This is a genomic window from Paracoccus sp. KR1-242, assembly GCF_049446195.1.
GTDB classification, from domain to species: domain Bacteria; phylum Pseudomonadota; class Alphaproteobacteria; order Rhodobacterales; family Rhodobacteraceae; genus Paracoccus; species Paracoccus broussonetiae.
This window is the reverse complement of sequence record NZ_JBMSED010000007.1, coordinates 251,026-270,257: the sequence shown is the minus strand read 5'-3', so window position 1 is coordinate 270,257 and position 19,232 is coordinate 251,026. Positions and strand designations below refer to the sequence as shown.

Genomic DNA, 19,232 nt, shown 5'->3' with positions numbered 1-19,232 from the left:
ACCGCCCGCGAGACGATGTTCTCGGACGCGATCAGCTCGATCTCGTCGCGCTGGCGACCCAGCTCCTGCCGGATCGCGCCGAAAATCTCGGGGTCCCGGCTGTCCAGCGTCTCGGTGAAGAATCCGGTGTCGGTCATCTTGTCCTCATGTGAAGCGGCTCGTCGGCCTCATAGACCGAATTGCCGCCCCCGGCTAGGATGGATGCGACGCGCGGGCGGTAGATCTTTCATGCTTGCGCCCCCGGCATCCGCCGCCATGATGGCGGGCATGAAGATGCATTTCATTTCCAGCAGCACCGAGGCCGCCTCAAGCGCGGCAGAGGCGCTTTCCGCGCGCTATGGCCATGTTCCCATCCGCGAGGCCGAGGTGATCGTCGCCCTTGGCGGGGACGGGCTGATGCTGAACGTGATGCATCAGAATCGCGGGATTCCCGTCTATGGGATGAACCGTGGCACCGTCGGGTTCCTGATGAACACCTATTCCGAGGAGAACCTGCCCGAGCGGATCGCCGCGTCCGAACAGACCGTGACGAACCCGCTGGCCATGACCGCGGGCACGACCGACGGGCATGAACATTGCGCGCTGGCGATCAATGAGGTCAGCCTTTTGCGCGCGGGTCCGCAGGCCGCGCGGCTGCGCATCACCGTGAACGGCCAGGTGCGAATGGAGGAGCTGATCTGCGACGGCGCGTTGCTTTGCACGCCTGCCGGATCGACGGCCTACAACTATTCCGCGAACGGCCCGATTCTGCCGCTTGATTCCGATGTGCTGGCGCTGACCGCGATCGCGGCCTTCCGCCCGAGGCGCTGGCGGGGGGCGATCTTGCCCAAGGCTGCGACGCTGCGCTTCGAGGTGCTGGAACCGGACAAGCGCCCGGTCATGGCCGATGCCGACAGTCGCGGCGTTGATTCGGTCCTGTGGGTCGAGATCCGGTCCGAAACCTCGATCAGCCACCGCCTGCTTTTCGATCCCGGCCACGGGCTGGAAGAACGGCTGATGCGCGAACAATTCGTTTGAGGCTTTCCGTCCGGCGCGGTAAAGGGCCGGGCATGAGCAACCTTCCCGTCCTTCCGCCCGAAATCGCCCGTCGCCGGACCTTTGCGATCATTTCGCACCCGGATGCCGGAAAGACCACGCTGACCGAAAAATTCCTGCTGTTCGGTGGCGCGATCCAGATGGCCGGGCAAGTCCGTGCCAAGGGCGAGGCGCGCCGCACGCGTTCGGACTTCATGAAGATGGAGCAGGACCGCGGGATCTCGGTTTCGGCCTCGGCGATGAGCTTCGAGTTCGGTCCCTATCTGTTCAACCTGGTCGACACGCCCGGTCACAGCGACTTTTCGGAAGACACCTATCGCACGCTGACCGCCGTGGACGCCGCGATCATGGTGATCGATGGGGCCAAGGGCGTCGAAAGCCAGACCCGCAAGCTGTTCGAGGTCTGCCGGCTGCGCGACCTGCCGATCCTGACCTTCTGCAACAAGATGGACCGGGAAAGCCGCGACACGTTCGAGATCATCGACGAGATCCAGGAAAACCTGGCCATCGACGTCGCCCCCGTCAGCTGGCCGATCGGCATGGGCCGTGATTTCATCGGGGCCTATGACCTGCTGAATGACCGGCTGGAGATCATGGACCGCGCGGACCGCAACAAGGTCGCGGAGTCGATCCAGATCGCGGGGCTTGACGATCCGAAGCTGGCCGAGCATGTGCCGGCCGACCTGCTGACCAAGCTGCGCGAGGACCTGGAAATGGCGCGCGAGCTGCTGCCCGCGTTCGACCGCCAGAGCTTCCTTGAAGGGCATCTGACGCCGATCTGGTTCGGCTCGGCCATCAACAGCTTCGGCGTCAAGGAACTGATGAGCGGCATCGGTGAATTCGGTCCGCAGCCCCAACCGCAGAACGCGGCCGAGCGCCAGATCAGCCCGGATGAGAAGCCCGTGACCGGTTTCGTCTTCAAGGTTCAGGCCAACATGGACCCCAAGCACCGCGACCGCGTGGCCTTCGTTCGCCTTGCCTCGGGACATTTCGAGCGGGGGATGAAGCTTCTGCACGTCCGTTCGAAAAAGCCGATGGCGGTGTCGAACCCGGTCCTGTTCCTTGCCGCCGACCGCGAACTGGCCGAAGAGGCCTGGGCCGGCGACATCATCGGCATTCCGAACCACGGCCAGCTTCGCATTGGTGACGCGTTGACCGAAGGCGAGGCCCTGCGCTTCACCGGTATCCCCAGCTTTGCGCCAGAGCTGTTGCAGACCGTGCGCGCGGGCGACCCGATGAAGGCCAAGCATCTGGAAAAGGCCCTGATGCAATTCGCCGAAGAGGGCGCCGCGAAGGTCTTCAAGCCGATGATCGGCTCGGGCTTCATCGTCGGTGTCGTGGGGGCCCTGCAATTCGAGGTTCTGGCAAGCCGGATCGAGATCGAATACGGCCTTCCGGTGCGCTTTGAATCCTCGCAATTCACCAGCGCCCGCTGGGTGTCGGGACCGAAAGACAAGGTCGAGACTTTCGCGAATGCGAACAAGGGCCACATGGCGCAAGACCATGACGGCGATCTTGTCTATCTGACGCGGCTGCAATGGGACATCGACCGCGTGCAGCGCGATCATCCCGAACTGAAGCTGACTGCGACGAAAGAGATGATGGTGTAAAGGCTCGGCGACCGGGCAGCCGCCTGGGGCCACAGTGCGCGATGGGCACCATTGAAAGGTGGGGCATGTTTGAACTGCGAACTTCGACCGATCAGGACCTGCCGCGTGTAATGGAAATCTGGCGGAGCGCCGTAGATGCCACCCATGATTTTCTCTCTACCAACGACCGAAACGCTATCGAGGCGGAGGTTCTGGGCTTCTTTCCGCAGGTGCGTTTGATCCTTGCGATCGATTGCTCCGGAACAGCGCAGGGTTTCATGTTCCTGCATGAGGGCCATCTTGAGGCACTTTTCGTAGACCCACGCCAGCACGGCAAAGGAGTGGGAAAGGCCCTTGTTCAGGCGGCGCTTGCCGATCATCCTGAACTGACGACGGATGTGAACGAACAAAACCACAAGGCGCTGGGGTTCTATAAGCACATGGGATTTGAGCCGATCGGCCGATCGACGCATGACGGACAGGGCAGACCATATCCGCTCATCAATCTCGGATATCGAGCCGCGCCTTGATCGACTGCCTTGTCCTCCCCAGTTCAGCCCGGCGCAGGGTCGCGCCGGGCCGCATGCTGCGTCAGCTTTAGCCCACGGTCACGTCAAGCGTCACCTCGGCGTTCAGCACCTTGCTGACGGGGCAGCCTTTTTCGGCCTGACGCGCGCAGTCCTCGATCACGGCCGGATCGCCATTGCCCGTGATCCGGGTGACCAGATGCGCGGTCTTGATGGCAAAGCCGTCGCCCTCCTTGTCCAGCCCGATCTGCGAGGTGGTCTCGATCTTCACATCGGTCACGCCGGCACCCTGAAGGATCATCGACAGCGCCATGCTGAAGCAGGCGGCGTGCGCCGCGCCGATCAGTTCCTCGGGGTTCGTGCCGGGCTTGCCTTCGAAACGGGTGTTGAACCCATAGGGCTGGTCCGACAGCGCGCCGGATTTGGTCGAAATCAGGCCTTTTCCGTCCTTGAGCCCGCCTTCCCATTTCGCGGAACCAGAATTGACGATCATGGTCACTCTCTCCTGATGGCTGAAGTTGCGCGTCCCAACGCATCAGCCCTTGCGTGGGTTCATGCCGCGACCTATGCCGCCCGGAAAATAGGGGTGGAGCAAATGCCGGTTCATGAACTGGCAGCACTTGGCGCGGCCATGTGCTGGGCGTTTACGGGGATCTTGTCACAGGGCGCGGCGCAGGCGCTGGGGCCGTTCGGCTTCAACCGGCTGCGCCAATCCATGGTCGCGGCCATGCTGGCGGTGATCGTTCTGGCCACCGGGCGCTGGCATGGCATCGCCATGGCCGATCTGGGGCGGCTGGCGCTGTCCGGGCTGATCGGGATCTTCATGGGGGACACGCTGCTTTACGTCGCGCTGATCCGCCTTGGCCCGCGCCGGTCCGGGGCGCTTTTTGCGCTGAATGCGCCGATGGCCGCGGTGATGGGCTGGCTGGTCCTGGGCGAGGCGCTGCCACCCTTGGCCATCCTTGGGGTGATCCTGTCGACATTGGGGGTCGCCGTCGCCGTGCTGGGTCGGACCGGTCGTTCAGGCGGCCACCGGTTCGAGGCGGTCAATGGCTCGGTCTGGGTCGCAGCCGCATACGGGTTGCTGGCGGCAGCGGGGCAGGCGCTGGGGTCGCTGATCGCGCGCCCGGTGATGGCGGGGGGCTTTGACCCCTATGCGGCGTCGCTGATCCGGGTTTCGGTCGCGGTCGCCTGCCTGATCCTGCTGATGGCGCTGCCGATCCGTGCCGTGCGCGCCACGGCCCGGCCTACGCCGGCGGTGCTGGGGGCGACCGCCTTGTCCGGCCTGATCGCAATGGTCGTCGGCATGACCATGCTGATGTTCGCCCTGCAAGGCGGCAAGGTCGGCATCGTGTCCACACTGTCGGCGCTGTCGCCGGTGCTGATCCTGCCGATCCTGTGGGTCTGGACCGGCGTGCGCCCCTCGGGCGCGTCATGGGCGGGGGCGCTGATCGCGGTCGCGGGCATGGGCTTGATCTTTCTGACCTAGCCCAGCAGGCGCTCTGCTTCTTGAATCGCGAAGCGGTCGGTCATGCCGGCGACGTAGTCCAGCACCACGCGCGCCCGTCCGGTTTCATCGCCCGCGGCCTCGGCAGCGGCAAGCCAATGGTCCGGCATCTTCGAGGGATCGTTCAGGAACAGCGGAAACAGGCCGTTCAGCATCTGTGTCACGCGCTCGCGTTCGACCACGACCGAGGGGGCGCGGTACATGCGCTGGAACAGAAACAGCTTGATCGCCTTGAGATTCTGGTAAAGCGGCTTCGAGAAGCGGATGATCGGCCCCTCCATGTCGCGGATGTCCTGCACGGATTGCGGCTGAAGGCTGTTCAACCGGTTCTGCGCGACGGCGATCACATCCTCGACCATGACGCCAAAGACCCGGCGCAGCGCCTCGTGCCGGCGGCGCATCGGGTCAAGGCCGGGATGCAGCGCGTCGACTTCGGCGAAAGCCTCGCCCACGACGGGAAGCTGGGACAGATCCTCTTCGGTGAACAGGCCGGCGCGCAGCCCGTCATGCAGGTCGTGATGGTTATAGGCCACGTCATCGGCGACGGCGGCTACCTGCGCCTCGGCGCTGGCGTTCCCCGCAAGCTCCAGGTCCCATTCAGCATTCACCTCGGCCAGCGCATAGGACAGGGGGCCAGTCACCGGACCATTGTGCTTGGCGATCCCTTCAAGGCTTTCCCAGGTGAGGTTCAGCCCGTCGAAATCGGCATAGTGACGTTCCATCCGGGTGACAATGCGCAGGGCCTGTGCATTGTGGTCGAAGCCGCCATAGGGGGCCATCAGGGCCGCCAGCGCGTCCTCTCCGGTATGGCCGAAGGGCGGGTGCCCAAGGTCATGGGCCAGGGCCACCGTTTCGGCCAGATCCGTGTTCAGGCCCAGCACGCCCGCAATGGTCCGGGCGACCTGCGCCACCTCGATCGTGTGGGTCAGGCGCGTGCGGTAATAGTCGCCTTCATGTTCCACGAAGACCTGGGTCTTGTGTTTCAGCCGCCGAAACGCCGAGGAATGGATGATCCGGTCGCGGTCACGCTGCCAAGGACTGCGAAAGGTCGACATGCGTTCGGGCCAGTGGCGACCGCGGCTTTCTTCGGGCTGGCAGGCATAGGGGGCGTTCATGTCGTCCGGCGTTCCTTGCGGGGTCTTTCCCCGAAGCCTATATTCCAGTTCCAAGGACGGAAACGGGAACGCCCCATGAACGTAGAGTTGAACTTGCCCCCCAGGGTCACCCCGCGCGCTTTTGCGCGGCTGGCCGAAATCAATGCGGATGGTCCGGTGCGCCCCCTGCGCGTCGCGGTGGCAGGCGGCGGCTGCTCGGGCTTTCAATACGATATCCGGCTGGACGACCCGGCCGAGGATGACCTTGTCCTGAACGGAGACGGGCAAAGCGTTGTCGTGGATCCCGTCTCGCTGCCATTTCTGGCGGGCGCGACCATCGATTTCACGGATGAGCTGATCGGGGCGCGTTTCGTCATCGACAACCCCAATGCCTCGTCGTCCTGCGGGTGTGGCACCTCGTTTTCGATCTGATCCGGCTTTCGATCTGATCTGGCCATGTGCGTGGCGCGCGGCTAGTCTGCGCGCCATGAAAATCGCGACCTTCAATATCAACGGCGTCCGCGCCCGCATCGAAACCCTGACCGGCTGGCTTTCCGAGGCACAGCCGGATGTCGTGGTCCTGCAAGAGATCAAGACCCAGGACGAAGGCTTTCCCGCCGATCCGATTGCTGATCTGGGCTACAATATCGAAACCCACGGGCAAAAGGGCTTCAACGGCGTCGCGATCCTGTCGAAGCTGCCGATCGAGGACGTGATGCGCGGCCTGCCCGGCGACGATGCCGACGAACAGTCGCGCTATATCGAGGCAACGGTGGTCGGTCAGCGTGCAGTTCGCATCGGCGGGCTGTATTTGCCGAACGGCAATCCGCAGCCGGGGCCGAAATTCGACTACAAGCTGGCATGGATGAAGCGGCTTCGCGCCCGCGCCAGTCACCTGCGCATGCAGGAAATGCCGACGATCCTTCTGGGCGATTACAACGTCATCCCCGAGCCGCGCGACGCGGCGGCCCCCGATAAATGGGTCGATGACGCGCTGTTCCAGCCGGAAAGCCGCGCCGCGCTGCGCCGGATCCTGAATGACGGCTGGACGGATGCCATCCGGCTGCGTGATCCGGACAACGCCCGCGGGCCCTTTACCTTCTGGGATTACCAGGCGGGGGCATGGCAGCGGGACAACGGCATCCGCATCGACCATATCCTGCTGTCGCCACAGGCGGTCGACCTGCTGATCGACACTGGCATTGACCGCGACGAACGGGCCAAGGACAAACCCAGCGACCACGTTCCGGTCTGGGTCGACCTGGACGCCTGAAGTCTAGTCGCGGGGGCGATCCCCGTCGCCGCGCACTTCGTCATCGTCGCCAAAGCGGGCGTCGTCATCATATTCGTCTTCGCCCTCGCCAAGATATTTCGACGACAGCGCGATGGAATGATTGTCATGCGCCGGGTCCATGACGATGTCCGAGGGTATTTCCCCCGCCAGCCATTCGCGGATTTCGTCGCGCGTCTCGGCGGTTTCCTGACCGGTCACCTCCGAGATGTAGCGAATGAAGGCGCGCTGGTCGCCGTCGATCTCTTCCAGTTCAGCCTCGTCGGCCTCGGGCCATTTTTCGATGATCGCCTCAAAAAAAGCAGACCAATTCTCGCTGACATGCACCCACTTCATCAGTAACCGCCGCCTCCTCCGATGTTGCCCTGCGCCCAATGCGACGCGCCGGTGATGTCCTGGCCGACGCCAGCGACAGTGTTGCATCCGGCCAACGCCAGAAGGACGACAAGGGTTGCGAACTGCCTCACGATCAATTCCTTTCTTCTTGCCACCAGGTGTCTGGCATGAATCCCGGCCAGTCGCCATAAAGTGGAGTGTTTTCAGGATAATGCATCTCTGACTTGTGCGCCAAGCGGGAAATCCGGGAATAGCTAACGGGGATCACGAAGCGGCCGGCGGTCAGAATACGGTCCAGCGCGCGGACCGCAGCGTGGTAATCCTCGGGTGTTTCGGCGCGGCCCATTTCGGCGATCATCGCCTCGGCCGCGGGCGAATTCATGCCCATCCAGTTGCGGCTGCCGGGCTTCGTCACGCCTGCGCTGCCCCAGTAAAGCAGCTGTTCATTGCCCGGAGACAGCGACAGCCCGCGCTCATACCAGGTCATGTCGAACTGGTAATTGTTCGTCCGCTCGACATATTGCGCGGAATCAAGCTGGGTCACGCGGGGCTGGATGCCCAGGTTGCGCAGCGATTCCACGAAGATGTCGACGATCTGCCGCATTTCGGAGCTGGAGCGCATGGCGCTGCCCGACTGGTTCAGCAGGATCTCGAAGGCAAAGGGGCGTCCTTGCGCATCCTGCAGTTCGCCGTCGCGCACCGTCCAGCCGGCTTCGGCCAGCAGCTTCAGCGCGGCACGGATCCCCTTGCGGTCGATGGCGCGGTCGCCCCCTTCCGGCAGGCGATAACCGTCGAGCGTGCCGGGCAGAAGCTGGTCGGCAAAGGGGGCAAGCAACTCTGCCTCGCGACCGGTGGCGGGGCCGGGCTGCATCGCCAGGTCCGAGTTCGAGAAATAGCTGGTGATCCGCGCGTCCTTGCCCCCTGAAAGCGTCATGTTGATGAAGCGATAGTTGAAGGCCTCGATCAGCGCCTCGCGCACGCGCCAGTCGGCGAAGATCGGATTGCGGGTGTTCATCACCAGCCCCATGATTCCCGACGGCCGCTGATGCGGGATCTCGGATTTCACGACGCGGCCGTCTCGAACGGCGGGAAAATCGAAGTCGCGGTCCCAGCGCGCGGCGACGAGTTCGCGCCAGACATCCGTTTCACCGGCCTTGAAGGCCTCGAACATGGCATTGGCGTCGCCGAAGTAATCGAAGCGGATCTCGTCGAAATTGTTCAGGCCCTTGTTCACCGGAAGGTCGCGACCCCAGTAATCGGGATTGCGCCGAAAGGTGATCGCACGGCCGGGATCGACCTTGTCGATGACATAGGGGCCAGATCCGATCGGCGCCATCAGCCCCGATTGCGAGAAGTCGCGGCCCTGCCATTGCGCCTTCTTCAGGATCGGCCGCATGCCCATCAGCATCGCCAGTTCCCGGTCGGCGGTGTTGAAGGTGAACCGGACCGAGCGTGGCCCCGTCTGCTCCATCTTGGCGACCTTGGACCAGACGGCGGTATAGCGGGGATGGCCCTTGGTCCCCAGCGTCTCATAGGACCACATCACATCCTCCACCGTGACCGGGCTACCATCCGAAAAACGGGCCTCGGGGCGCAGGGTGAATTCGACCCAGCTGCGGTCGGGATCGGTCTCGACGCTTTCGGCCAGCAGGCCGTAAAGAGTGAAGGGTTCGTCGATAGAGCGCATCATCAGCGGCTCGGCCAGCAGGCCGGGCTGGGTGAAGATCGGCCAGACCGGGTTTCCCATCAGGATCCAGGGATTGAGCGAATCGAAGCTTCCCGACTCGGCCAGACGAATCGTTCCCCCTTTGGGCGCGTCCGGGTTGGCATAGGGTAGGTGGGAAAAGCCCGCCGGAAGCGCGGGTTCTCCATACATTGCAAGGGCATGCATGGGTTCCGCGGCGCTTGCCAGCGGCATCGTTGCAACACAGGCCAATACGGCGAAGGCGCGACGGATCGCGGATTCGTTAGCAAATTTGAAGAATCGCATGCTCGATCGCCCTGTTTTTCGGGTCTGTGGTTTTACGAGGGTCGAGCTTAGCGCCACGATTCCCACGAGGCAAACTTACCCATTGGACTCATCTGGGGAAAAGCGTATAGATAAAGCACTGCTCGATAGGTTTCTTGCCTGTATGAAACCTGCCTCATGACTAGCGCCCGCCTTGTGCGGGCGCATTTTTATTGGGTCAAAGCCCATTTTCAACAGGGGCTTGTCGCCAGCTGGGCGCGTCGCGCGCGAGCGCGCATATCACGGAAAAATGTAGCTTCAGCCACGCGGCCGGCGGGGTTGTCTCGCCCGTGGTTTTTCCACATCCTGCCCCCTGAACGGTGAAACAGGGTTGGGGAGACGGGAATGTTCCAAAGGTTTCTGCAGGGCAAGACGGCGGTGGTCACCGGCTCGAATTCCGGCATCGGGCTTGGCATCGCGGTCGAACTGGCCAAGGCGGGGGCCGATCTGGTCCTGAACAGCTTCACCGATACCGATGACGACCACGCGCTTGCGGCAAGGCTTGCGACGGAGCATGGGATTACGGCGCGCTATCTGCAGGCCGACATGTCAAAGGCGCAGGATTGCCGCGCGCTGATCGAAAAGGCGGGGGCCTGCGACATTCTGGTGAACAATGCGGGCATCCAGCATGTCGCGCCGATCACCGATTTCCCGGCCGAGAAATGGGATGCGATCATTGCGATCAACCTGTCCTCGGCCTTTCATACAACCGCGGTGGCGCTGCCAATGATGCAGAGCGCGGGCTGGGGCCGGATCATCAATATCGCTTCGGCTCACGGGCTGACCGCCAGTCCCTTCAAATCCGCCTATGTCGCGGCCAAACACGGGATTGTCGGTCTGACAAAGGTGACGGCGCTGGAAACCGCGCGCGAGCCGATCACCTGCAATGCCATCTGTCCCGGCTATGTGCTGACGCCCATCGTCGAAAAGCAGATCCCCGACCAGATGAAGACCCACGGCATGAGCCGGGAGGACGTAATCGCCAAGGTGATGCTGCAGCGCCAGCCCTCGGGCGACTTCGCCACGGTCGAGCAGATGGGCGGCACCGCCGTGTTCCTGTGTTCGGCCGCGGCGGACCAGATCACCGGCACCACGATCTCGGTCGACGGGGGCTGGACCGCGCTTTAACGGCGGCGCAGCAGCTCGCGCAGCGTGCAGGCCGGCCCGTCGCCCGGCAGCGCGCGGCGCGAGATCTCGGTCCATTCGGCCTCGTCGAAGGTCGGGAAGAAGGCATCGGCGTCGGGGATGTCCAGCGCCACCTCGGTCAGCATCAGCCGGTCGGCCAAAGACAGCATCTCGCGATAGATGGCCTGTCCGCCGATGCCGTAGATCCGGCTGTGGCCCGCATCAGTGGCCATCGCCATCGCTGCCGGGACCGAGGGCGCGACATGTTCCGCCAGCGATGCATTGCGGGACACCACGATATTCAGCCGGTTCTTCAGCGGCTTCACCGGCAGGCTGTCCCAGGTCCGGCGGCCCATGATGATGGCGCCCCCGGTGGTTTCGCGTTGGAACATCTTCAGGTCTTCGGGCGAATGCCACGGGATCTGGTTGTCCTTGCCGATGGCCGAGTTGCGGGCGCGTGCGACGATCAGGGTCAGCATCAGACCGCCACCGGAGCCTTGATCGCCGGAGCGGGGTCATAGTCCAGAAACTCGAAATCCTCGAAGCGGAAATCGAAGATCGACGACACATCCCGCGTGATCCTCAGTCGGGGCAGGGGACGGGGCTCGCGCGCCAACTGCGTCTGCACCTGCTCCAGGTGGTTGGAATAGATATGCGCGTCTCCCATCGTGTGGATGAAGTCGCCCGGCTCATATCCCGTCACATGGGCCAGCATATGCGTCAGCAGCGCGTAAGAGGCGATGTTGAACGGAACGCCCAGGAACATGTCGGCTGAGCGCTGGTAAAGCTGCAGATGCAGCTTGCGGCCCTGGATGCGGACCTGCCACAGGGTGTGGCACGGCGGCAGGGCCATCTGGTCCACCTCTCCGGGGTTCCAGGCCGAAACGATCAGGCGGCGCGAATCCGGGGTCTTGCGGATGCGCTGGACCAGTTCGGCGATCTGGTCGATTTCACCCACCACGACACGTCCGTCCTCTTCGCGCACCGTCGGGAAATGCCGCCACTGGTGGCCATAGACCGGGCCAAGATCGCCGTCGTCATCTGCCCATTCGTCCCAGATCGAAACGCCATTGTCCTTGAGATAGCGGATGTTGGTGTCGCCGGACAGAAACCACAGCAGTTCGTGCACGATCGAGCGAAGGTGCAGCTTCTTCGTGGTGACCAGCGGAAAACCCTGATCCAAAGGATAGCGGCATTGCATCCCGAAATGCGAGATCGTGCCCGTCCCGGTCCGGTCGGTCGAGGGCACGCCCTGTTCAAGAACGGTGCGAAGCGCGGAAAGATACTGGCGCAAGATCGGCTCTCCGGTTTTTGGGGGCACGGGCAGGCCCTGAGTTGGTCAGGATTAGCAATCATCGCGGGCCGTGCAAAGTCCACAACTGCTGTTCACGCCATTCGCACACCTCAATTAACGATATAAACTATCGTGTATATCGTGTATGCTTGTGATGCGGATTCGAGCCGCATAGCGTCTGTATGAGAGAAGCCATGCTTATGGAAATCGGCACAGGAGATGCGACGCCGGGCCTGGCGGAACGCATTCTGGACCTGCTGTTTCTCGCGACGACCAGTCCGGGCAATGCCGAACGGCTGCTGCCGGCCAGTCGCTGGCATGTCGTCATGCGGACCTCTCATTGGAGCGTCAGGGTCGCGGGCCCCCGCTGGTTCATGATCTGGAGCGGGGATCATGCCCGTCTGGCGCGGCGCCGTGTCATCCTTCTTCCGCGCCGCTGGGTCGGGCTGACGCGGGCTGAAAACCTGGCGTTGGCACAGGACCAGCTGGCACGAAGTGAGCCTGAGGCGCGCCAGTTGCGTCCCGGCCTCGCCCTGCGCGAGGCGCAACGCCGCATCGGCCGGGCCCTGTCGCGGCACTGTTGAAGGCTGCTGGCCCGCGGGTTTGCGCGCGGGGCCGATCTTGCTATGCTGCCGTCAGGTCAGGGGCGGCGCCCCGCGCGGCCGGTTCGCCTTGTATCCCTGTGTGCCCGCCGCTCATCCGTGCCCGCCCCCTTGCCGCAGCAGGAGGAGAAATCATGCCCAGCACGATCCGCCTTCACCGAGTGATCGCGACCCGGCCAGAAAAGGTCTATCGCGCCTTTCTGGAAAGCGATGCCATTGCAAGCTGGTTGCCGCCCCATGGCTTCCTTTGCACCGTACATGAGTTGGACCCGAAGGTCGGCGGCCGCCACCGGATGTCCTTCCGCAATTTCACGACCGGCAAGAGCCATTCCTTTGGCGGCACCTATGTCGAGCTCATCCCGTCACAGCGGCTGGTCTATACCGACAGCTTCGACGATCCGAACCTGCCCGGAGAGATGCGCGTCACCGTGACCCTCAAGGCAGTGTCCGTCGGCACCGAGATCAATATCGAACAGCAGGGTGTGCCGGATGTGATCCCGCCCGATGGCTGCTATCTTGGCTGGCAGGAATGCCTGCAAAAGCTGGCCCGGCTGGTCGAGCCGGAAATCAGCGAATAGACCCCAAGCCCGCGGCTATTTTCCTGCTGCCAGATCGGACAAGGCGGCAGCAGTTGCGGCGCTGACCGCGACGACCAGCGGCACCCCGACCTTGTCCTGGATCCGCAGGGCTGGGGCGGACAGCGGGCCGCCGCCCATGATGATCGCCGCGACCTGCTTTTCGGCCACCGCTTGCCGGACCGCGTCGGTCAGTGCCGCGTCAAGCGCAGCTGGATCCTTCACCAGTTCCTTGGGATCACCGGGGGTGACCGTCACCCCGCGATACTGGCTGCCATAACCCAGGGCCTCGGCCCGAAGGCGGAAGGATTCGATCAGTCCCGGATCGGGCGTGACCGTCACGATCGAAAATGGGCGGCCGTCCCGGGCAGCCTCATGAAACGCAGCCTCGCCGATGCCATAAAGGCCAATGCCGGTGACGCTTTCGCGCAGCGCATCAAGTCCCGGATCGCTGAAGGCCGCGACGATCACTGCGGCGACGCCCGGCTCTTTCGCGGCCTGCTGCCCGATCGCGGCGACGCCTTTGGCGGCATTCTCCATGTCTTCGGGCGTGGTCAGCAATGCAGGGACACCCTCGTTCGTGCGCTCGACAATGACCGCACGGTCCCCGGCGACGCCACGCGCCAGGTCCGCCATGGACTTTGTCGCTTCGGTATTCGAATTCGGGTTGATCAGGACAATCACCGGCGGCTCGGCCAGCACCGGTCCGGCAGAAATGGCGGCAAGCATTGCGGCACCCAGAAGCAGCGGGAAACGGCGGGGCAGGGTCATCGGTCTCTCCGGTCTGAATTGGGACGATCAGGCATAGGCAAGTTTTTGGCGTGGCACGGGGGCATAGCCACCCAGCCGGGAGGTGCGCAGCCGCAGCCTGACCATCGCCTCGCACAGACTGACGGCGCAAACGACGCCGTCCAGTACCGGCAGGCCGTGTTCGGCAGAAAGTCGTTCCGTGAGGTCAGTCATTCCAGCGCAGCCCAGCACGATGGCCTCGGCCCGATCCTCGGCAACGGCGCGACCGATCTCGTCGGTGATCCGGGCATAGGCATTGCTGCCCGGATCCTCCAGTTCCAGCACCGCGACCTCGGATGAGCGCACACGCGCGCATCGCGCCGCCAGCCCATAGCGGTGAAGGTTGTGTTCCAGCGCCGGGACCGACCGCGCCAGCGTGGTCACGACCGAGAACTTGTTCGCGATCATCGAGGCCATGTGATAGGCTGCCTCGCCGATGCCGATGACCGGCTTGTCGGTCAGGCAGCGCGCGGCGTCCAGCCCGGTATCGTCGAAGCAGGCAATTACAACCGCATCGACGTCGGGCGTGTCGCGGATCACCTGCAACAGCCCCGGCAGGCACATCGCCTCGTCATAGAAGCCCTCGATCGACGGCGGCCCGCTGGTCGGGTTCGCGGCAATGAGCTCGGTCCCGGCCGAGGCGATGCGCCGCGCGGCGGCCCCGATCTTTTCGGTCATCGAGGCAGTGGTGTTGGGGTTCAGAACCAGGATGCGCATGTTCCCTCAGACCTCTCCGCCGAGATAGGCGGCCTTGACGCGCGGATCGTCCAGAAGCTCGCGCGAGTTTCCCGCCAGCACGACCTGCCCGGTGGACAGCGCATAGGCGCGGTTTGAAATCGACAGGGCCATGCGGCTGTTCTGTTCGACCAGCAGCACCGAGACGCCTTCGTCCCGGCTGATCGCGACGATGGCCCGCGCGATGTCCTGCACCAGCTTGGGTGCAATCCCCAGCGAGGGTTCGTCCAGCAGCAGCAGCCGGGGCCGCGCCATCAGCGCGCGCCCGATCACCATCATCTGCTGTTCGCCCCCCGACAGGGTGCTGGCCTGCTGGTTGAAGCGTTCGCGAAGGCGTGGAAAGCGGGTCAGCACGCTGTCCAGCGTCTGCTGGATCCCGGCCTTGTCGCTGCGGGTAAAGGCGCCCATCAGCAGGTTGTCCTTGACGCTCATCAATGGAAAGACGCGCCGGCCTTCGGGCACCATGGCGATGCCCTTGCGGACGATCTCGGCCGCGGGGGTTCCGTCCAGCCGGCTCCCCATATAGCTGATCGAGCCGGACTTGATCTTTCGCAGCCCCGTGATCGCCCGCAGGATCGAGGATTTTCCGGCCCCGTTCGCGCCGATCAGCGCCACTGTCTCGCCTTCGTTCAATTGGATCGAGACGCCCTTCAGCGCATAGACGTGATCGTAATACAGTTCGACATTGTCGAAGCTCAGCATTGTGGTCATGCGCTCAGATCCCGATCGCGGCGTCTTCCGAGCCCAGATAGGCCTCGATGACGCGGGGGTTGGCCTGGATGTCGGCGGGAGTGCCCTCGGCGATCTTTTCGCCGAAATTGATGCAGACGATCCGGTCCGAGATCTTCATCACCGCGGGCATGTCATGTTCGACCAGCAGCACCGTTACCCCGCGTTCGTCGCGCAACCGGCGAACAAGGGCGACCATGCGCATCGTTTCGTCCCGGTTCATGCCGGCGAAGGGTTCGTCCAGCAGGATGACCTTTGGGTCGGTGGCCAGCCCGATCGCCATGCCAAGGGCGCGCAGATGGCCCTGCGGCAGGGTCGATGCCAGTTCGTCCCCGATCTCTGCCAGTCCCAGGAAGCCGATGATCTCGTCGGCCGAGCGGGCGAATTCCGCCTCGTCAGAACGAGCGGCGGATGTGCCAAGGAAATATTCCAGCAGGCTGGCGCGAGAACGCAGGTGATGCGCGACGATGACGTTCTCTCGCACGGTCATCGAGCGGAAGATGGTGGTTTCCTGAAAGGTCCGCACAACGCCCATGCGCGCCACCTTGTGCGGGGGCAGGCCCGAGATGCGCTGACCCTGAAAGATCACCTCGCCGCTGGTCGGTCTCTGGAAACCCGCGATCTGCTTGAACAGGGTGGATTTCCCGGCCCCGTTCGGCCCGATCACGGACAGGATCTCGCCTGCGGCGACGGTAAAGCTGATCGCGTTGTTCGCGGTAAGGCCACCGAACTTCTTGGTGACGCCGCGGACTTCAAGGATGGGGGTCATTTCCCGCCCTCCTTCCGGTCAAAAAGGCTGAGAACACCGTTCGGCAGCACCAGCATCAGCGCGATCATGATCCCGGAATACAGCAGCAACTGGTATCGTCCGGTCGCCGACAGCAGATCCCAGCCGAAATACAGAAGCAGCGTCCCCAGCATCGGCCCGAAGACATAGCCCAGCCCGCCAAGGAAGCAGTAGAGCATGAAGTTCACGCTGTCCTGCACCACGAAGGAAGAGGGGTAGATGGATTGCGAGATCGACACGAACATCGCCCCTGCGACCCCGCCGAAGAAGCTGGAGATCGCATAGGCCAGCACCCGCAGCCATGCGGTGTTGACACCGATCGAGGCGGACAGTTCCTCGTTTTGCTGAAGGCTACGGCACAGGTGCCCCAAGCGCGAATTCACGATCCGCCACATCACCAGATAGGCCAGGATCATCAGCGTGGCGGCGACGAAATAGAACGCCTGGCGCGGGTTCTGCAGCGTCGCGAAATCGGGGATCAAAGTGATGCCGAAGACCGACAGCGCACCTGGCATGGGGATCGAGGTGATCCCCTTGGCCCCGTGTGTGACCGGCAGGGCCAGCGCGGTCAGGCGTGCCACCTCGGTCAGGACCAGCGTGACCATCGCGAAATAGACCCCGCGCAGGCGCAGAATCGGCAGCCCGATCAGGACCGAGATCAGCGCGCAGAACAGCCCCGCCAGCGGCAGCGTCAGCCAGAAGCTGACCCCGACTTGCGTGATCAGGATCGCCGAGACATAGCCCCCGGCCAGCGCATAGGCGCCCTGTCCGATGTTGATGCGGCCGATATAGAAGGTCAGCCAGACCCCTGCTGCCCCGATGGACAAAAGCGCCACCGAGGTCAGCGTGTAGTAGAAATCCCACCTGCCGGATGCCGCGATCAGCATCGGGACGCCGGCAAAGACAAAGGCCAGGAAGGCGGCCACGCCCAGCAGGCGTGGCATTGACAGGGCCTTGCCGGACTTCAGCGCGGGACGGCTTTGGGTTTGGTTCGGCATGTTCATGGCATCAACCCCACGGCTTGCCCATAAGCCCCTGCGGACGGATCGCAAGGAACGCCATGAGCGTCGCGAAGATGACCAGATAGGTCACGTCGCCATACGAGGACAGGACCGACAGGCCCACGCTTTCCATCATGCCCAGGATGAAGCCTCCGGCGATGGCACCCGAGATGACACCGGCTCCGCCGATCATGATCATCAGGAAGGCCTTGACCGAGGTTGGCCCGCCCATCCCCAGGTTGACGCCCGTGATCGTGACCAGAAGCGCACCGACCAGCCCGGCCAGCATTGCCCCCATCGCGAAGCCCAGCATCGAATAACGGTCCACATCCACGCCCATCAGCTGCGCTGCCGTCCGGTCCTGCGCCAGGGCCCGCATCGCGCGACCTGCCTTCGAATACTGCATGAACAGGATGAACCCCAGGATCAGGGCGATCGCCAATATCCCGATCAGGATGCGGTCATAGGGCATGATAAGGCGGAAATCCCAGTTGAAGACGCCGTTGACGATCTTGGGCACGCCGCGCTGCTTTTCCCCGAACAGAAGCAGGATCAGCGCGTCCAGGAAAAAGGCGATCCCCGCCGCCAGCAACATGGTGGATTCGTCGCGCTTGGATCTTCGGATCACGGGGCGGAACAGGAAGCGCTCGATCAGCGCGCCCATCACCCCCAGCACCAGCGCCGAGGCAATCAACCCGACGATGAAAGGCAGTCCCAGCTGCGAAACGACCGTATAGCATACAAAGCCGCCAAAGACATACATCTGGCCGTGCGCAAAGTTCAGCACGTTCATCAAGGAAAAGATAAGTGTCAGGCCCAGGGCGATCAGTGCGTATTGCGCACCCAGATACAGCCCGTTTGCGATGATCTGTTCCATTCCGCACCCTGTGTTTGAAAGCCGGGGGCCGGTCGGGCCGGTCCCCGGGGCGCGCGTGCGCTTTTGTGGGCCGTGTCAGTCGACCTGCGCCACGAACAGGGTCTGGAAAGCCCCGTCCTTGTATTCGTTCACCACCAGCGGGACCGAAATCTGCCGTTTCTGCTGGAACGAGGTCGTGCCGACGTAATGAAGCTTGGCGTCACCGACCATGAAGGGGTTCGGGGCCTCGAACGTGTCGATGGTCTTCTTGTATTCGTCGACATTGTCGATCGCGGCAGGGTTCGCTTTCAGCGTCTCGATGATGTATTCAAGCGCATAGACCTTGGTGTTCGACTCGTCATTATATTCGCCGAACATCTTGGTATAGCGATCCACGAATTCCTTCATCGCGTCGCTGGCCAGTTCGGGGGTCGAGGCTCCGCCCACCGAAATGAAACCATTCGCCAACTCGCCCGCGCCTTCGGCCAGAACAGCCGCATCCTGCGCCGTTTCGGTCGAGATCAGCCCCTGATAACCCAATTCGCGGGCCGAGCGGATCAATTGCGGCGCATTGGCCGGTGATACGCCGGACAGGACCAGCAGATCAGGCTGCGTCTGGATGACCGGCAGCAGCACCGGGGTGAAATCGGTGGTATCGACCTGATACGTCACCTTGTCCGAAACCACTTCCAGCCCAAGGGCCTTTGCGGCCTCGACCCCGGAATCGCGCTGGCTCAACGGATCGGATTCATTGGCGGCGACAAAGGCGATCTTCTTGATCCCCTTGTTGTCGATCAGGTATTTGTAAATCGCCGGACCGGATTGGTAATTGGCGACCATGCCCAGGATCGCATTCGATGCCGGGGCGACATAAAGCGTTTTCGGAAAGGCATAGGGGAAATAGATTATGCCCTTCTGTTCGGCGACCGGGCGCACGGCGGCGGCGCCGTCATCGACGTTCGGGCCGACGACGTAATGGACGCCTTCCTGCGCCATCTTTTCCATGCCGGCAATGGCGCGCTTGGGATCCTTCTGGTCGTCGAAGGGCACGATCTGGATATCATAGGTCGTATCCCCGATTTTGACCCCACCCAATTCGTTCAGCCAGGCGGCACGGGCTTCCATCGATCTTTGGTTTGAAATCCCCCAGGCCGCGGCAGGCCCCGAGGTGACGCCGACGAAACCGATCTTCAGCTTGGCGTTTTCGGCATGGGCGGCCGAAAACATCACCATGCTTGCCACGGCCGCAAGCGCGGTGGTTTTCAGAAAGTTGCGACGCTGCATTTCAGTGCTCCCTGTTATTTGGGCCGTCCGCAACTGACTCCGATAGATGCGGAGGCGTTTATGAAACT

General features: G+C 63.2%; 23 protein-coding genes and 1 pseudogene. 9 read left to right on the top strand and 15 right to left on the bottom strand.

All coding sequences use genetic code 11. The features are described 5' to 3' along the window. Positions 1–137: pseudogene (glyA, locus tag ACO2Q4_RS12590) on the bottom strand (serine hydroxymethyltransferase); the annotation flags it as partial. A gap of 130 nt (positions 138–267) precedes the next feature. Here glyA and ACO2Q4_RS12585 point away from each other — a divergent pair. From ACO2Q4_RS12585 to ACO2Q4_RS12575, 3 genes are all read left to right on the top strand, one after another. Then, positions 268–1,017, top strand: a complete 750-nt coding sequence (locus ACO2Q4_RS12585; protein ID WP_311758765.1) for an NAD kinase — start codon at positions 268–270, stop codon at positions 1,015–1,017. A gap of 32 nt (positions 1,018–1,049) precedes the next feature. Beyond that, positions 1,050–2,645, top strand: a complete 1,596-nt coding sequence (locus ACO2Q4_RS12580) for a peptide chain release factor 3 (protein WP_423319622.1) — start codon at positions 1,050–1,052, stop codon at positions 2,643–2,645. Positions 2,646–2,710: 65 nt separating this feature from the next. Beyond that, complete coding sequence (locus tag ACO2Q4_RS12575; protein ID WP_423319620.1) at positions 2,711–3,154, top strand: acetyltransferase; 444 nt, start codon at positions 2,711–2,713, stop codon at positions 3,152–3,154. A gap of 67 nt (positions 3,155–3,221) precedes the next feature. Here the strand turns inward: ACO2Q4_RS12575 and ACO2Q4_RS12570 are convergent, their stop codons facing one another. Further along, positions 3,222–3,644, bottom strand: coding sequence for an OsmC family protein (locus tag ACO2Q4_RS12570; protein WP_423319618.1), 423 nt, complete (start codon positions 3,642–3,644; stop codon positions 3,222–3,224). Positions 3,645–3,746: 102 nt separating this feature from the next. Here ACO2Q4_RS12570 and ACO2Q4_RS12565 point away from each other — a divergent pair, with 102 nt between their 5' ends. Further along, positions 3,747–4,640, top strand: coding sequence for a DMT family transporter (locus ACO2Q4_RS12565; RefSeq protein WP_423319616.1), 894 nt, complete (start codon positions 3,747–3,749; stop codon positions 4,638–4,640). On the opposite strand, the gene ACO2Q4_RS12560 is transcribed toward ACO2Q4_RS12565, so the two are convergent. Further along, positions 4,637–5,773: a deoxyguanosinetriphosphate triphosphohydrolase gene (locus ACO2Q4_RS12560; RefSeq protein WP_423319615.1), complete on the bottom strand. Its 1,137-nt coding sequence runs from the start codon at positions 5,771–5,773 to the stop codon at positions 4,637–4,639. The two genes, ACO2Q4_RS12565 and ACO2Q4_RS12560, sit on opposite strands and share 4 nt — an antisense overlap. 75 nt (positions 5,774–5,848) lie before the next feature. Here ACO2Q4_RS12560 and ACO2Q4_RS12555 point away from each other — a divergent pair, with 75 nt between their 5' ends. Then, on the top strand, positions 5,849–6,184 hold the full coding sequence (locus tag ACO2Q4_RS12555; RefSeq protein ID WP_311758771.1) for a HesB/IscA family protein: 336 nt from the start codon (positions 5,849–5,851) through the stop codon (positions 6,182–6,184). A gap of 55 nt (positions 6,185–6,239) precedes the next feature. Continuing rightward, on the top strand, positions 6,240–7,025 hold the full coding sequence (gene xth, locus ACO2Q4_RS12550; protein ID WP_311758772.1) for an exodeoxyribonuclease III: 786 nt from the start codon (positions 6,240–6,242) through the stop codon (positions 7,023–7,025). Between the two features lie 3 nt (positions 7,026–7,028). Here the strand turns inward: xth and ACO2Q4_RS12545 are convergent, their stop codons facing one another. Genes ACO2Q4_RS12545 through ACO2Q4_RS12535 form a run of 3 tightly spaced genes read right to left on the bottom strand, consistent with a single transcriptional unit; the run spans position 7,029 to position 9,369 of the window. Next, the gene (locus ACO2Q4_RS12545; protein ID WP_311758773.1) at positions 7,029–7,379 is read right to left on the bottom strand and encodes a hypothetical protein; all 351 of its coding nucleotides are present in this window, start codon (positions 7,377–7,379) and stop codon (positions 7,029–7,031) included. Then, on the bottom strand, positions 7,379–7,510 hold the full coding sequence (locus ACO2Q4_RS12540; RefSeq protein WP_311758774.1) for a hypothetical protein: 132 nt from the start codon (positions 7,508–7,510) through the stop codon (positions 7,379–7,381). The genes ACO2Q4_RS12545 and ACO2Q4_RS12540 overlap by 1 nt, the downstream gene beginning before the upstream one ends. Positions 7,511–7,512: 2 nt before the next feature. Continuing rightward, positions 7,513–9,369, bottom strand: a complete 1,857-nt coding sequence (locus ACO2Q4_RS12535) for an extracellular solute-binding protein (RefSeq protein WP_423319611.1) — start codon at positions 9,367–9,369, stop codon at positions 7,513–7,515. A 363-nt stretch (positions 9,370–9,732) separates the two neighbouring features. On the opposite strand from ACO2Q4_RS12535, the gene ACO2Q4_RS12530 reads away from it, so the two are divergent. Further along, positions 9,733–10,515, top strand: coding sequence for a 3-hydroxybutyrate dehydrogenase (locus ACO2Q4_RS12530; protein WP_395133646.1), 783 nt, complete (start codon positions 9,733–9,735; stop codon positions 10,513–10,515). On the opposite strand, the gene ACO2Q4_RS12525 is transcribed toward ACO2Q4_RS12530, so the two are convergent. Further along, on the bottom strand, positions 10,512–10,991 hold the full coding sequence (locus ACO2Q4_RS12525) for a dihydrofolate reductase (RefSeq protein WP_423319609.1): 480 nt from the start codon (positions 10,989–10,991) through the stop codon (positions 10,512–10,514). The two genes, ACO2Q4_RS12530 and ACO2Q4_RS12525, sit on opposite strands and share 4 nt — an antisense overlap. Further along, complete coding sequence (locus tag ACO2Q4_RS12520) at positions 10,991–11,806, bottom strand: thymidylate synthase (protein WP_311759055.1); 816 nt, start codon at positions 11,804–11,806, stop codon at positions 10,991–10,993. Before ACO2Q4_RS12520 ends, ACO2Q4_RS12525 begins: the two co-directional genes overlap by 1 nt. 194 nt (positions 11,807–12,000) lie before the next feature. Here ACO2Q4_RS12520 and ACO2Q4_RS12515 point away from each other — a divergent pair, with 194 nt between their 5' ends. Both ACO2Q4_RS12515 and ACO2Q4_RS12510 read left to right on the top strand, forming a co-directional pair. Continuing rightward, the gene (locus ACO2Q4_RS12515) at positions 12,001–12,390 is read left to right on the top strand and encodes a hypothetical protein (RefSeq protein ID WP_423319607.1); all 390 of its coding nucleotides are present in this window, start codon (positions 12,001–12,003) and stop codon (positions 12,388–12,390) included. Positions 12,391–12,542: 152 nt separating this feature from the next. Next, the gene (locus ACO2Q4_RS12510) at positions 12,543–12,986 is read left to right on the top strand and encodes an SRPBCC family protein (RefSeq protein ID WP_311758779.1); all 444 of its coding nucleotides are present in this window, start codon (positions 12,543–12,545) and stop codon (positions 12,984–12,986) included. Positions 12,987–13,001: 15 nt separating this feature from the next. Here ACO2Q4_RS12510 and ACO2Q4_RS12505 read toward each other — a convergent pair whose 3' ends face one another. From ACO2Q4_RS12505 to ACO2Q4_RS12475, 7 genes are all read right to left on the bottom strand, one after another. Continuing rightward, positions 13,002–13,754: an aspartate/glutamate racemase family protein gene (locus ACO2Q4_RS12505; protein WP_423319605.1), complete on the bottom strand. Its 753-nt coding sequence runs from the start codon at positions 13,752–13,754 to the stop codon at positions 13,002–13,004. Positions 13,755–13,781: 27 nt separating this feature from the next. Then, positions 13,782–14,489 (bottom strand): aspartate/glutamate racemase family protein, encoded by a 708-nt coding sequence (locus ACO2Q4_RS12500; RefSeq protein WP_423319603.1) that lies wholly within the window; start codon positions 14,487–14,489, stop codon positions 13,782–13,784. A gap of 6 nt (positions 14,490–14,495) precedes the next feature. Beyond that, positions 14,496–15,209, bottom strand: a complete 714-nt coding sequence (locus tag ACO2Q4_RS12495) for an ABC transporter ATP-binding protein (RefSeq protein WP_423319628.1) — start codon at positions 15,207–15,209, stop codon at positions 14,496–14,498. Positions 15,210–15,222: 13 nt separating this feature from the next. After that, positions 15,223–16,005, bottom strand: coding sequence for an ABC transporter ATP-binding protein (locus ACO2Q4_RS12490; RefSeq protein WP_311758783.1), 783 nt, complete (start codon positions 16,003–16,005; stop codon positions 15,223–15,225). Further along, a complete protein-coding gene (locus ACO2Q4_RS12485; protein ID WP_395133873.1) occupies positions 16,002–17,021 on the bottom strand; it encodes a branched-chain amino acid ABC transporter permease in 1,020 nt (339 codons plus the stop codon). The genes ACO2Q4_RS12490 and ACO2Q4_RS12485 overlap by 4 nt, the downstream gene beginning before the upstream one ends. Before the next feature lie 10 nt (positions 17,022–17,031). After that, positions 17,032–17,901, bottom strand: a complete 870-nt coding sequence (locus ACO2Q4_RS12480) for a branched-chain amino acid ABC transporter permease (protein ID WP_423319601.1) — start codon at positions 17,899–17,901, stop codon at positions 17,032–17,034. Between the two features lie 75 nt (positions 17,902–17,976). After that, on the bottom strand, positions 17,977–19,164 hold the full coding sequence (locus tag ACO2Q4_RS12475; RefSeq protein WP_311758786.1) for an ABC transporter substrate-binding protein: 1,188 nt from the start codon (positions 19,162–19,164) through the stop codon (positions 17,977–17,979). Positions 19,165–19,232 lie beyond the last annotated feature (68 nt).

What these genes read in the sequence shown, in the direction of transcription:
- xth (WP_311758772.1), top strand. Translation starts at nt 6,240, where the DNA reads ATGAAAATCGCGACCTTCAATATCAACGGCGTCCGCGCCCGCATCGAA.
- ACO2Q4_RS12555 (WP_311758771.1), top strand. Translation starts at nt 5,849, where the DNA reads ATGAACGTAGAGTTGAACTTGCCCCCCAGGGTCACCCCGCGCGCTTTT.
- ACO2Q4_RS12560 (WP_423319615.1), bottom strand. Translation starts at nt 5,773, where the DNA reads ATGAACGCCCCCTATGCCTGCCAGCCCGAAGAAAGCCGCGGTCGCCAC.
- ACO2Q4_RS12580 (WP_423319622.1), top strand. Translation starts at nt 1,050, where the DNA reads ATGAGCAACCTTCCCGTCCTTCCGCCCGAAATCGCCCGTCGCCGGACC.
- ACO2Q4_RS12495 (WP_423319628.1), bottom strand. Translation starts at nt 15,209, where the DNA reads ATGCTGAGCTTCGACAATGTCGAACTGTATTACGATCACGTCTATGCG.
- ACO2Q4_RS12505 (WP_423319605.1), bottom strand. Translation starts at nt 13,754, where the DNA reads ATGACCCTGCCCCGCCGTTTCCCGCTGCTTCTGGGTGCCGCAATGCTT.
- ACO2Q4_RS12565 (WP_423319616.1), top strand. Translation starts at nt 3,747, where the DNA reads ATGCCGGTTCATGAACTGGCAGCACTTGGCGCGGCCATGTGCTGGGCG.
- ACO2Q4_RS12510 (WP_311758779.1), top strand. Translation starts at nt 12,543, where the DNA reads ATGCCCAGCACGATCCGCCTTCACCGAGTGATCGCGACCCGGCCAGAA.
- ACO2Q4_RS12475 (WP_311758786.1), bottom strand. Translation starts at nt 19,164, where the DNA reads ATGCAGCGTCGCAACTTTCTGAAAACCACCGCGCTTGCGGCCGTGGCA.
- ACO2Q4_RS12575 (WP_423319620.1), top strand. Translation starts at nt 2,711, where the DNA reads ATGTTTGAACTGCGAACTTCGACCGATCAGGACCTGCCGCGTGTAATG.
- ACO2Q4_RS12500 (WP_423319603.1), bottom strand. Translation starts at nt 14,489, where the DNA reads ATGCGCATCCTGGTTCTGAACCCCAACACCACTGCCTCGATGACCGAA.
- ACO2Q4_RS12530 (WP_395133646.1), top strand. Translation starts at nt 9,733, where the DNA reads ATGTTCCAAAGGTTTCTGCAGGGCAAGACGGCGGTGGTCACCGGCTCG.
- ACO2Q4_RS12515 (WP_423319607.1), top strand. Translation starts at nt 12,001, where the DNA reads ATGCTTATGGAAATCGGCACAGGAGATGCGACGCCGGGCCTGGCGGAA.
- ACO2Q4_RS12570 (WP_423319618.1), bottom strand. Translation starts at nt 3,644, where the DNA reads ATGATCGTCAATTCTGGTTCCGCGAAATGGGAAGGCGGGCTCAAGGAC.
- ACO2Q4_RS12535 (WP_423319611.1), bottom strand. Translation starts at nt 9,369, where the DNA reads ATGCGATTCTTCAAATTTGCTAACGAATCCGCGATCCGTCGCGCCTTC.
- ACO2Q4_RS12545 (WP_311758773.1), bottom strand. Translation starts at nt 7,379, where the DNA reads ATGAAGTGGGTGCATGTCAGCGAGAATTGGTCTGCTTTTTTTGAGGCG.
- ACO2Q4_RS12480 (WP_423319601.1), bottom strand. Translation starts at nt 17,901, where the DNA reads ATGGAACAGATCATCGCAAACGGGCTGTATCTGGGTGCGCAATACGCA.
- ACO2Q4_RS12485 (WP_395133873.1), bottom strand. Translation starts at nt 17,021, where the DNA reads ATGCCGAACCAAACCCAAAGCCGTCCCGCGCTGAAGTCCGGCAAGGCC.
- ACO2Q4_RS12585 (WP_311758765.1), top strand. Translation starts at nt 268, where the DNA reads ATGAAGATGCATTTCATTTCCAGCAGCACCGAGGCCGCCTCAAGCGCG.
- ACO2Q4_RS12525 (WP_423319609.1), bottom strand. Translation starts at nt 10,991, where the DNA reads ATGCTGACCCTGATCGTCGCACGCGCCCGCAACTCGGCCATCGGCAAG.
- ACO2Q4_RS12490 (WP_311758783.1), bottom strand. Translation starts at nt 16,005, where the DNA reads ATGACCCCCATCCTTGAAGTCCGCGGCGTCACCAAGAAGTTCGGTGGC.